Origin of the sequence: Persicobacter psychrovividus (assembly GCF_036492425.1) — a bacterium.
Lineage (GTDB): Bacteria > Bacteroidota > Bacteroidia > Cytophagales > Cyclobacteriaceae > Persicobacter > Persicobacter psychrovividus.
In genome coordinates this window covers 321,071-332,751 of record NZ_AP025293.1, presented here as the reverse complement: position 1 = coordinate 332,751, position 11,681 = coordinate 321,071, and the positions used below count along the sequence as shown (strand labels likewise).

Here is an 11,681-nt window from a genome sequence, read left to right as displayed (position 1 = left end):
CGTAAGTTTTAAGGTTAGAAGGTATTGTTGGTTGTTGGGAAATTCAGGTTAAAGAAGCTTTTACAGCTTGGTCAATTTTGGTTTGAAGGTCAGCATCATCCACGCCCAGTTGTTGGTCGAGGAAGCGTCGCCTTTTTTCAGGTATTCCATGCTTTCAGTAGCGAAAAGCTGCGAATAGCCCGCTTTAATGTTGAATGCTTTATTGAAGGCATAAACGAGCACAAGGTCAAATTCTGTTCCCAGCGAGCTGGAAGCGGTTACTGAACCTTCACCGGTGTAAATCGGTGCTGCAGCATTGAAAAAGTGCACATGTGCAAGGGTTGTAATTTTCTTCGCCGGCTTGTAGGTTCCTTTAATATAGTAGTCCTTCAGGCCAACGTTGCCATGCGGGTTACCGACATAGAAGTAATCCATGAAGCCATAAAACTTGTGGTTGGTACCGTAGTCTGGCGAGAAAGCTTGAACCGTTTTGCCGCCGGCCTGGGAGTCCGTTCCCGAAAGGTAATCGATCCCCACATCGACCTTCAGTCCGCTACTAACTTTGTAGCCGATGGAACCGGCGAGCATATAGGCATTAATATATTGTTCTTCACTCAATGAACCCGACTGATAGTAGCCCTCAGCGGTTAATTTCAATGATTTGCTGATTTTGTAGTTCAGAATACCACCACTGGTTTGCTTGAAGCTTACCGAAGCCGCAGAGTCTGGGCCGTTTTGTACACCCGCATTGATCAACAGTAAAGAGGCACTCAATTTGCTGAAATCCTTATGCAACCAGGCATATTGCATGGTCTTGTAGTTGTTGCCATTGTAGTAGGTTCCATTAACCTTTTTGAATTCCGGCGTGTCGGCAGACTGGTTGAAGGCGGCACCGACATGTACCTGGAATGTTGAATCGCTGAAGGTTAACTGTGCAAGATCATGACTGCGGGACTGCTGTGCCCAGGCCAGGTTTCCAAAGATTCTGGCATTGTCATAATTCAGTTCCATACGTCCGGCAGCAATGGCCCATTTCGGACTCATGTGATAACGGGCATAAGCCATGTGAATGTTGGTCAGTGATGGGTCCGATTTGTAAATCTGATCCGTGGCACCCCAAATCCGAACATCCTGAAGCGAAACCACGATGTCGATATCGTCTCCGCTATAACCTGCATAAATGCGGGTACGCTGCTCGGTGAAAAAGGCTGCTGATCGCTGTTCGGCGTTCAGGGTCTTGAAACCATTACGGTATTCGCTTCGTGGGCGAACTTCCAGGCCAAGCTTGAACTGGGCAAGGACCGGAGAGCTAAGTAATAGTAATCCAAGACTGAATAGTAGTGTTAAAGACTTTATCATAAGTGGTTACGTATAAGGTTATATGTAAATCTACGTACTAATACTTATTTAATCAAGTCCTTATCTTAAATTTATGTAAATTTTTTAATTTTAATACAATATCATTGATATTTTCAAAATTGAAGTGGCTTTGTGTTGGTGATTTCAAAATTAGGTAATACGTTTGATCTATGGGAAATCATCAACCAGCCTCCGACAGGCGCAATACTTCAGGCGTAGTAAGCATGTCCTGTAATGCCACCACTTCCCCAATGACAATCAATGCGGGGTTCTGAATATTTTCTTTTGTTGCCTGTTCAACAATGGTGCTCAGTTGTCCGCGCAGGATTCGCTGGTTGGGCAGGCTGCCATTTTCGATGATGGCGATCGGGCAATCCTCACGGGCGGCTTTGAATATTGCAATGATCTCGGCAAGCTTTTTGATCCCCATCAGTACGGCAACAGTACCCGAGCCTTTGGCGGCATGGTTAAGGTCTTCACTGATCAGCCCTTTGCAGGTGGTGCCCGTCACAACGGTGAAGCTGCGGACAAGGCCTCTGTGGGTTAGGGGGATGATATTGCTGCCGGTTACGCCATTAATACAACTGACACCCGGAATGACCTCAAAAGTGATCTGGGCTTGCTGGGCAACGATGAGTTCTTCGAATCCGCGTCCAAACACCAAAGGGTCGCCACCTTTCAACCTTACAATATGCTGGTGGCTTTTGCTGAGCTTCAGGATAAGGGCGTTGATCGCCTGCTGGTCCAGTGAATGGTGACCTGCTCGTTTTCCAACAAATATTTTTGGGCAATCCGCAGGTGCGTAATTGAGCAGGGCAGTATTGCATAGGGCGTCATATAATACTACATCCGCCGATTCCAGGGCTTTCATGCCTTTGATCGTCAGTAAATCGGGGTCGCCAGGGCCGGCACCTATAAGTGTTAGTTTTGGAGCAGTCATATGGTTTTAATGTTTGGTTGCGTTATTTTTAACAATTAACCAATATTATTATATTGATTGCGATAAAATAAGGCATAAATTAAAAAATAAACAAAGAAAATTTTCAGAATTACGTAAAATCACGTAATATTGAGTATTGATAAAAAACCAAGCTTATGAAAAACCTCATCATCATTGGAAATGGGATGGTCAGTTACAAATTCTGTGAACAACTGGCCGACGCAGGAGGGTTGTCTGAATTTGCAGTCACCATCTTTGGAGAAGAGCCGCGCGCCGCTTACGATCGGGTGCACCTTAGTGAATATTTCAGTCACTATGATGCTTCCAAACTGGCCATGGCGCCAGATAGTTTCTATGCCGATCATGGTATTAATCTGAAACTGGGCACAATGGTTACCAAGGTAGATCCTGAAACAAAAACAGTCACCACCTCAGCGAATGAGCAATACACCTATGATGAACTGGTGTTTGCAACAGGTTCGTCCGCTTTCGTGCCACCAATTCCAGGTACAGAGGCAAAAGGTGTTTTTGTGTACCGTACCATTGAAGATCTTGAGCAAATTACCACCTATGCAAAAACTTGCAAGTCAGGGGCGGTAATTGGTGGAGGTTTACTTGGCCTTGAGGCAGCAAAAGCAGTTCGCGACCTGGGTTTATCGGCTCAGGTGGTAGAATTTGCACCTCGCCTGATGCCAAGACAGCTTGATCAGGGCGCTTCAGATATTCTGCAGACGCAGATTGAACAGCTTGGGGTGGAAGTTTTGCTGAGCAAGGCAACCAAGCAGATTGTTGCTGAAGGCGATAAAGTAGTACGTATGGATTTCGCCGATGAAACAAGCCTGCAAACGGACATGGTGGTGATTTCTGCGGGTATCCGTCCTCGTGATGAGCTGGCAAAAGCGGCAGGGATTACCGTGCATCAGCGTGGTGGTATTGTGGTTAACGATCAGATGGAAACGTCACTGAGCGGGGTGTACGCCATAGGGGAGTGTGCCAATTATGCGGAATGTGTTTTCGGCCTGGTAGCACCGGGTTACGATATGGCCAAGGTGCTGGTAGAAAAACTGATGGGACGGAAGAAAGATTTCACCTTCCCGGATATGTCCACAAAACTGAAATTGATAGGTGTGGGTGTGGCCAGCTTTGGCGATGCACTGCTCGAAGCGCCAGAGGCACAGGTGATGGTGTATTCTGATGCCCGTCAGGGCTTGTATCAGCGACTGAACATTTCTGCTGACGGTAAGAAATTGCTCGGCGGGATTTTGGTCGGCGATACCGAAGCTTATGGCATGTTACTGCAAACCACCCAACTCGGACTGAAATTGCCAGAGGATCCAAGGTCATTGCTTTGGGCGGGTAGTTCAGAAGGCGGCAATTCAGGAATGTCGCTGATGGATCTGCCAGATGAAGCGGTGATTTGTTCTTGCGAGGCCGTGACCAAAGGGCAGCTTGTAACAGCGGTGAAAGAAGGTACGGAAGACCTTGCGAGCCTTAAAACCTGTACCAAAGGAGGTACGGGCTGTGGAGGTTGTGTGCCGCAAATCAAAGAAATTCTTGATGGTACTTTGGCCAGTATGGGTAAGGAAGTCAAGCAGGTGATTTGTGAGCATTTCGATTACTCCCGTCAGGAAATCCTTGACCTGATCAAAGTGAAAAAAATCAAGTCTTTCGATGAACTGATTACGGCTCACGGTACTGGAACTGGCTGTGAGATTTGTAAGCCATTGGTGGCGAGTGTGCTGGCAAGTACATGGAATGACATGATTCTAAAGAATAATGCTTCTTTGCAGGATACCAACGACCGCTTTTTGGCCAACATCCAAAAAGGTGGAACTTATTCGGTTGTGCCAAGAATCCCTGCAGGGGAAATTACGCCCGAGAAACTGATTGTTATTGGAGAGGTAGCGAAAAAATACAGCCTGTACACCAAAATTACTGGTGGGCAGCGTATTGACCTTTTCGGCGCACGCATGGAGGATCTTCCTTCGATTTGGAGTGAGCTGATTGATGCCGGTTTTGAAAGTGGGCACGCTTATGCGAAGTCACTGAGAACCGTGAAAAGTTGTGTGGGGAAAGCTTGGTGTCGCTATGGTGTTCAGGATTCTGTAGCGATGGCCATCCGTTTGGAAGAGCGTTACAAAGGGTTGCGTTCGCCACACAAACTTAAATCGGGGGTGTCGGCCTGTATTCGTGAATGTGCCGAGGCAAGAGGGAAAGATTTTGGACTGATTGCGACAGAAAAAGGCTGGAACCTTTACATCTGTGGTAATGGCGGAATTACCCCGAAACATGCCTGGTTGCTGGCTTCGGATCTTGATGATGATACGGCGATAAAATACATCGACCGATTCCTGATGTTTTACATCCGTACCGCAGAACCACTGACCCGTACGTCGAAATGGTTTACCGATCTTGAAGGCGGTGAGGCTTATGTAAAAGATGTGGTGATCAATGATTCTCTCGGGATTTGTGCCGAGCTCGAAGCGGAAATGCAATCGGTAGTGGATTCCTTCCAGTGCGAATGGAAATCTGTGGTGGAGGATGAAAATATGCGCAAGCAATTTGCTCCTTTCGTTAATACGGACGCTTCCGACGATACCGTAGAATTTGTAGATGTGCGCGGACAGAAAGCGCCAAAACCTTGGTAAACCTCAAATAATACAACAATGAACAAATGGGTAAATGTCGGCACTGCCGAAGACTTTATTAGTGGATTGGGACGCGCTGTATTAATCGACGGTCGTCAAATCGCAGTTTTCTATTGTGGCACAACCAAGCGTTTTTATGCTTCGGACAATATGTGCCCGCATAAACAACAAATGATTTTAGCGAGAGGAATTATTGGTGACAAAAAAGGGGAACCGATGGTTGCCTGTCCTTTCCATAAAAAGGCGTTCTCGCTGGAGGATGGCCGAAATTTACAAGGCGAAGCACTTCATATTTCGATCTATGAGATCAAGGAAGAAGATGCTAAAGTCTGGGTGAGTGTTCCTGTTGATCAGGAAGTCGCTGTTTAGATTGATTATTCCCTATCAGAGATAATTGATCAATTCCTTTTAAAAAAGGAGTCATGTTTGGTTTTTTTAGAGCAGCTCATTTCGGTGGGCTGCTTTTGTTTTTTGTCCTTTACCCGATTGTAACAGTGGCCAAGGGTTAATTTTGCCCAAATTCCGAAAATTGAAACGGTTTTATGGCCTGAGTTCAGTCTTAATCTTTTATTTTAAAGCAACGATCTGTCATCAACCACCTACCGATTTATTTTTATGCCTCCCTTTACAGAATCAGACAACCCTCAACAGTATCCTTTCAGGAAATATGCCCACATGTATATCCTGGCGATTCTCGGAATCACCTGGACGATCATCTTCAGGGATGTGTATTTACAACAATACCTGAAGGACAAAATGTACATCTCCAGAACGGTTAACCTCGGGGGGCGGCAACGGATGCTGTCGCAGAAGCTTACCAAAAATGCCGTCTTGCTTCGGCAGGTGGACGCCCATGAGTTCGAGGAGCGTAAACGGATTGTTCAGGAGGATTTTGAGGACTGGTCGCAGGTGCATTATGACCTTCAGCATGGAAACAAACGACTCAATATCCCTTCCCAAAACTCTGCGGAAATTCGGGCGAAATTCAATGAACTCAATCCCTACTTCAATGGGATGTCGGCAGTGATTCTTGATATTCTGCAAATTCCCTATGGCGACCCTTCACTTGATGCGGCCGTGAATAAATTACTGAAAGTCGAGCGGGATTATTTGGACTCGATGGATAAAGTGGTGTTTCAGTATGACCACGAGGCGGTGCAGAAAATGAAGAAGCTCAACCATCTGCAATGGGTGATGCTCATTGTAGCCCTGGCGATTCTCGCGCTGGAGGTGGTGTTCATTTTTTGGCCTACCACTGCCCATATCAGGAAGATTACAGACAAACTTGGGGAGTCGGAGCAGCAGGCCAAGCGGATGTACCATGAGTTGCAGGGGCTCTATGGCAAGCTTGAGAAGGCTTACAAAAATGAGCAGGCGATCAATAGTGCAATCGGTAAGGAGCATATTCTTGGGCGGATGAATCCGCAGGGAAAATTGATTTACGCCAGCAAAAAACTCGCCGACTGGATGGGGCATGAGCGCAATGCTTTGCTGATTCATTTTGAAGATGTGTTTGTGACCAATAACCATGAGCCTGGGGTACTTTCGGCCGCCCTTTCCGAAGCGCAGTCGGGAGAATTATGGCACGATCAGTTGTTGCTCCATGATGCAGACGGCAACGATCTTTGGCTGGATGTGAGCCTGGTGCCCGTATCCGGCAATGGCAAAAGGGTGGAGAAAATTCTTATTCTTGGCGCAAATATCACGACCGTAAAATTGCTCGCCGCCGAACGGGCTACCCTCGAGCTCGATGAGGTGCAATCGGCCTTCAAGACCCATAAAGAACGGGCTTCTTTTATTCTTTTTGCCCAGGAAGAGGAGCGCAAGCGCATTGCCCGTGACCTGCACGATGGCATAGGGCAGATGCTCACCGCCCTGAAATTTGAACTCGAAGCCATTGACCCTTATAATGGGAAAAGGACGGAAATCAAGCTTGCGGAACTTCGGCAGCCCCTCCGTGATTTGATCATCGAAGTACGTAGAATTTCGCATAACCTAAATCCTAATGTATTGACAGACTATGGGTTAATTCCTGCACTACGTAATTTCGCTAAGGAAATGACGCAATACTCCGGGAAAAGCATTATCTTTGAAAATCAGTCGGGTTTTAACCAGCGACTGAGCCAAATCACCGAAACAAACCTGTACAGAATTGTGCAGGAGGCGGTGAATAATGCCTTGAAATACAGTGAAGGTGAATGCATTGAAATTGTGGTTGCCCATAACCGTACCGACCTGACCATAGTTATAAAGGATAATGGGGAAGGATTCGACCTGTCGTCGGTAAAAGAAGGCAACGGCCTGGGGAATATCCGTGAGCGTACCAGCTATGCCAACGGGCAATGTGAAATCATTACCTCACCAACAAATGGAACCCAAATAACTGTTAAAGTACCTATTTAATATGATGAAAAAAATACGTATTCTATTGGTCGATGACCACACTTTAGTACGTAATGGAATCAAGGCGCTATTGAGCGACGATGATCGGTTTGAAGTGGTAGGAGAGGCTGGTGACGGGCAGGAAGCACTGAAAAATGCGGACTTGTTACAGCCTGATATCGTGTTGATGGACATACGTATGCCTGTGATGAATGGACTTGAGGCGGCAAAGCTGATGAAGAATTATGCTGCTCAGGCGAAAGTAGTAATGCTTTCGATGCATCATGATGAAGACTATGTGTTGCAGGCGGTTCAGGTGGGCGCTTTTGGCTACCTGCTCAAAGATATTGTCAAGGCCGATTTTATCAATGCATTGCTACAGGTCTCTGAAGGGCATAAATATTTTGCCCCAGCGGTTTCCGAAGTGTTGGTGAATTCCATGCAACGCAAGGGGAACAGTATCAGCAATACTACAGGAAGCAAGCCCACACCATTAGGGAAAAAAGATTTCGGGCTCACCAAAAGAGAGCTGCAAGTTTTAAGTGCACTTTCAGAGGGGAAGTCCAACAGCGAAATGGCCGAAGTATTCAACCTCAGCCAGCGAACAGTTGAAACCCACCGATTCAATATCATGAAAAAGGTAGGGGTGAAGAATGTCCTCGAATTGTTGAATGTCGCAAGAAAAGAAGGCATCCTTGACTATTAATATTGCAACAACCATACACAACACATATTATGAAGTCCTTGCCTTTTGGCAGGGATTTTTTTTGTCCGCAGGTTTTTAAAGATGATGCTTTTCCCCTGACCTCGCTTTATGTGGTGAATTTCCAACTTGGAAAGGTGGCTGTCGGTGCCTTGTCAATCATCTTTCACCCCTGATTAAGGTGGTCGAAGAACTACTCCTGCAACCCACAAATAACGCGCAGGTTCCTTCCTTTGGGCGCAAGGCTTTGAACACGTTCTTAAAGATTGACGATATAATCCTTCAGGCTTTGCCCCTTTTCCAAGGACAATTTTTTCCGCAGACGGTAGCGCTTCAGCTCAACACTTTTGGGCGTGATATTGAAAATTGGCGCCAGTTCTTTGGTGGTCAGATTAACCTTCAGGTAGGCGCAAAGCTTCAGGTCTTCGGTGGTCAGGTTCGGGTGCTTTGCCTGCAACCGCTTGAAAAAATGTTCATGGGTTTCCGAGAAGGCCGATTCAAAGACCAGCCAGTCCTTTTTTTCATCGAAGGATTCGTGAATGATATTGTCCAGTTTCTCGATATCCCGAATTTTCAGCGGCTTTTTATTGTCCCGTAGTTCCGTGAGCTGATGTTGCAGGTTGGCAATGATCTCTTTCTTCTTACTGTCCTGAATGAGCAGCTTGGAGAGCTCATTGTTTTTGGCCTTTATTTCCTCCTGAAGCTGTCGCTCTTTAAGGGCTTTAAGCTTTTCCTGATGTGCCGTTCTTGTTTTATTAATCATCCTTCGCTCGGCAATCAGCATATTTTTTCGCTGCACCAGCAGTCTGCCTTTATGGTATTTGTAACCGATAAGGAACAGGCCAATCAACAACGCAATATACAAAAGGTACGCCACGGGGCGCAGGTACCAGGGCGCATGAATAGTGAAATCGTAGGCCGTGGCGGTATCGGCATTTTTCTCCTTCACCAAAAAGGTATAACTGCCATAGGGAAGGTTCTGAAATTCGCAGTCATTTTTAAGCCCATTATCCTGCCATGATTTATTGAACCCCTTCAGCTGGTACATATAATGGGTCTGTTCCCCATACTCAAAAGCGGTAAAGGTGAACCGAATGGTGTTGTATTTGTCGGGCAGTGCGGTGCCTGAGGTCGCAATGATTTTTTGCGCACCATTGCGTTTATTTTCCGCCACCACCTTCGTGAAGCTTACATTTTTCGGCTGGTGGTAGTGGTCTTTCATTTTCATATTCCAGAAGGCGACGCCACTGCTCATGGCTACTGCAAATACAGAATCGGAGAGGGTATTGATGTGTTCATATTTATAGATCAGATGATTTGCCAGTTCACTGAAATTGTTGGACAGCGGTAATTCTTCCTGCTGTTTGAGATCGTAAAGGTGCAATTGATTATTCCTGCTGATCATCATTTTGCCCTTAATGGGTTTGGAAATATAATGCGCATCCGCCAGTGGGGCATCCAAAGGCTCGATGCCATCCTGCTGAATGGAAAAAGCCTTGTGCTTGCCTGTAACCACCGTTTCCTGACCGACTTTAAACACTCTGATGTTTGATAAATTCGGTAAATCAAATTGTTGTTTTAGACTGACTACCCGTTCGGCGGATTTATAATCTGCCGCAGGAAAGACCTGCAGCAGGTGGTCGTTGAAGGTCGAAACAATCAAACTGCCATCGGGCTGCTCTACAATATTTCGGGTGCGCTCTTTCAGTTGCTGATCAATGGTTGTCCAGTATTTCCATTTGCCCGCCTGCTTTTTATAAACCGCAATGCCGTAGTAGGCACTCTGATAAATGATGTTGGGCTGATTTTTACTGCGGACGAAATCAAAGCCACCAGGCACATCAGAAATTTGCTCAAATTTCCCATCGGAAATCAGGAAGGTACCCTCATTGTGGCCGCACCAAATCTGGCCGTCCAGTTCGGTAAGCTTCCACGCCTGCCCATCAGCCTTGGGCATCAGTTCAAAAACAGGCACACCGCTTTTGAAAATATCCCGACCGTGATATACGCCCTGGTTGGTGGCAATATAATAGTCATCACCTTGCTGACAGATGTCATAAACGGCACCGAGTTGTTCAAGAAAATCATTGATATAAGTTGCTGGCGAGTCCAGGTTAATCACCGAGATCCCATCATCGAGGCCGAGCCACAGGTGTCCATCCCTGAATTCGATACTGTGAATGCGGTTATTGGGCAACCCGTTGGTACTGTTGAGGTGGTATTTTATTTGTCCGTCGAGGGTTGCAATAATCAGGCCTGCTTTCATGGTGCCAAAGGCAAACAGCCCATTGGGCAAGGCGGCAATTTTATTGATTTTCCCCGCTTTCAGGGCATCGTTCAGCGAATTATTAATGGGGTTCAATTGCCCATTTTTCCATTCATATAAACCATTGCGCAGCGTTCCGAGCAACAGGCCACCATCCTGAAGTTTGAGGATGGATTTCACCTGAAACTGATGCAGCGCAGGAATCTCCACTTTTTGCTTCAGCCCGTCGGCATCCATTGAATACAGGTCTCCATAAACAAGCTGATAATAGATTTTCCCATCGATCGGGTAGGAGAAGGTGATGTTTCCCGGCAGCCGTTCATAGCCCAGCATTCCGTTGGGGCTCGCCAGGTAAAATCTGCTGAAAGCCTGAAAGACCATCTGCCTGCCAATGGGGAAAATCTTCCAGATGCTTTCCTCAATATTATGAATCAGGTGGAAGCCACTTTTTAGGTTATGGGTCAGGAAGTAGCCCATAAATTGGTTGCCTCCTGCATAGATGGTGTCGTTGCGATAGTAGATTGTATGCAGAATATCTGGCGTGCTGAATAAATTCCAGTCCTCGCCATCGTAGGTCAGCAGCCCGAGGGTGTTGGCGAAAAAAACCTTGCCATCATTGCCCACCGTAATGTCCCAGTTTTGATTTTCTCCTTTATAGTCACGTTTATCAAAATTTGTAATTCTCGGGGTTATGGGAATAGAGAATTTTGTAGAGGAGGTCATTTTTTCCTGCGCATAGGCACTGCTGAAAAGTGCAAAATAGAGCAAGAGGTATGTTAAGAATCTGGGCATATATTGGAGGAGTCAACCTTTGGTCAGTCGCTGTTAGTCGTCAAACATTTTCTTAAATAGGTCGGCTTTGAGTAGAATATCCACAAATAAAGCGGTTTTGTAATTCAAAAAAAAGCCATTGAATAATATTTAATAATTGAAAATGTACGGGGATTCCGTGGGGTAAAATGAAGGATTGATAATGTGTAATGACGGAAAATGGAGGCTTTATGATGGGTTATCACCCCATCATTTACTTTTTTTGATTGATGTGTTGCGGTAAAATCAGCCTTTATTTGCTTGATAGTGAGCTTCTACGGGGCTTTTTATGGTGTGGAGTGTTTTTGATGGGTAGCGTTTTTCTTGTTTAGAATCCTGGACACTGATATTTGTATTGTCGGAAAGGGATGGTCTCTCCTTCGGGCAATATTCTGGTGGCGCCGAATTTGGGAGGGCGAAAAGCTGCTGATTTAAATTCATACAAAGTGCCTATTGGCACTCGTTTTGATCTTAAATACATGGCGGCTTGCAGAGATTAAAATTGGATAATTTTAATTTAATCGAAATCTCATCTACAAGTCACTGACAAAACTTAACCGTAAACTCACGCTTTTGATATAGGCATATATCCTA

Annotated in this window: 7 protein-coding genes; 4 read left to right on the top strand and 3 right to left on the bottom strand. The window is 45.8% G+C overall.

Going from position 1 to position 11,681, the window contains the following annotated elements; all coding sequences use genetic code 11:
• Window positions 1-60: 60 nt before the first annotated feature.
• Window positions 61-1,338, bottom strand: coding sequence for an alginate export family protein (locus tag AABK40_RS14995; RefSeq protein ID WP_332920984.1), 1,278 nt, complete (start codon window positions 1,336-1,338; stop codon window positions 61-63).
• 181 nt (window positions 1,339-1,519) lie between these two features.
• Window positions 1,520-2,278: a uroporphyrinogen-III C-methyltransferase gene (gene cobA / locus AABK40_RS14990; protein WP_338398486.1), complete on the bottom strand. Its 759-nt coding sequence runs from the start codon at window positions 2,276-2,278 to the stop codon at window positions 1,520-1,522.
• Window positions 2,279-2,433: 155 nt separating this feature from the next.
• On the opposite strand from cobA, the gene nirB reads away from it, so the two are divergent.
• The 4 genes from nirB (at window position 2,434) to AABK40_RS14970 (ending at window position 8,014) form a co-directional block, all read left to right on the top strand.
• Window positions 2,434-4,926: a nitrite reductase large subunit NirB gene (gene nirB, locus AABK40_RS14985; protein WP_332920986.1), complete on the top strand. Its 2,493-nt coding sequence runs from the start codon at window positions 2,434-2,436 to the stop codon at window positions 4,924-4,926.
• Between the two features lie 18 nt (window positions 4,927-4,944).
• Complete coding sequence (gene nirD, locus AABK40_RS14980; protein ID WP_332920987.1) at window positions 4,945-5,295, top strand: nitrite reductase small subunit NirD; 351 nt, start codon at window positions 4,945-4,947, stop codon at window positions 5,293-5,295.
• Between the two features lie 246 nt (window positions 5,296-5,541).
• Complete coding sequence (locus AABK40_RS14975; protein ID WP_338398485.1) at window positions 5,542-7,329, top strand: histidine kinase; 1,788 nt, start codon at window positions 5,542-5,544, stop codon at window positions 7,327-7,329.
• 1 nt (window position 7,330) lies between these two features.
• Window positions 7,331-8,014 (top strand): response regulator, encoded by a 684-nt coding sequence (locus AABK40_RS14970; RefSeq protein WP_338398484.1) that lies wholly within the window; start codon window positions 7,331-7,333, stop codon window positions 8,012-8,014.
• Between the two features lie 256 nt (window positions 8,015-8,270).
• Here AABK40_RS14970 and AABK40_RS14965 read toward each other — a convergent pair whose 3' ends face one another.
• A complete protein-coding gene (locus AABK40_RS14965; RefSeq protein ID WP_338398483.1) occupies window positions 8,271-11,069 on the bottom strand; it encodes a triple tyrosine motif-containing protein in 2,799 nt (932 codons plus the stop codon).
• Window positions 11,070-11,681 lie beyond the last annotated feature (612 nt).